Here is a 686-nt window from a genome sequence, read left to right as displayed (position 1 = left end):
ACCCCATCAATTAACCTTCCGGCACCGGGCAGGCGTCACACCGTATACGTCCACTTTCGTGTTTGCACAGTGCTGTGTTTTTAATAAACAGTTGCAGCCAGCTGGTATCTTCGACTGATTTCAGCTCCACGAGCAAGTCGCTTCACCTACATATCAGCGTGCCTTCTCCCGAAGTTACGGCACCATTTTGCCTAGTTCCTTCACCCGAGTTCTCTCAAGCGCCTTGGTATTCTCTACCTGACCACCTGTGTCGGTTTGGGGTACGATTTGATGTTACCTGATGCTTAGAGGCTTTTCCTGGAAGCAGGGCATTTGTTGCTTCAGCACCGTAGTGCCTCGTCATCACGCCTCAGCCTTGATTTTCCGGATTTGCCTGGAAAACCAGCCTACACGCTTAAACCGGGACAACCGTCGCCCGGCCAACATAGCCTTCTCCGTCCCCCCTTCGCAGTAACACCAAGTACAGGAATATTAACCTGTTTCCCATCGACTACGCCTTTCGGCCTCGCCTTAGGGGTCGACTCACCCTGCCCCGATTAACGTTGGACAGGAACCCTTGGTCTTCCGGCGAGCGGGCTTTTCACCCGCTTTATCGTTACTTATGTCAGCATTCGCACTTCTGATACCTCCAGCATACCTCACAGTACACCTTCACAGGCTTACAGAACGCTCCCCTACCCAACAAC

1 rRNA gene is annotated in these 686 nt (G+C 52.6%); it reads right to left on the bottom strand.

The annotated features are described in order from the left end of the window. Positions 1-686 (bottom strand): 23S ribosomal RNA (locus ACJHX7_RS26225); the annotation flags it as partial.

This window comes from Escherichia sp. WS1451 (assembly GCF_046487365.1).
Lineage (GTDB): Bacteria > Pseudomonadota > Gammaproteobacteria > Enterobacterales > Enterobacteriaceae > Escherichia > Escherichia coli.
Note: the sequence above shows the minus strand (reverse complement) of the source record. Positions and strands in the feature narration are given on the sequence as shown.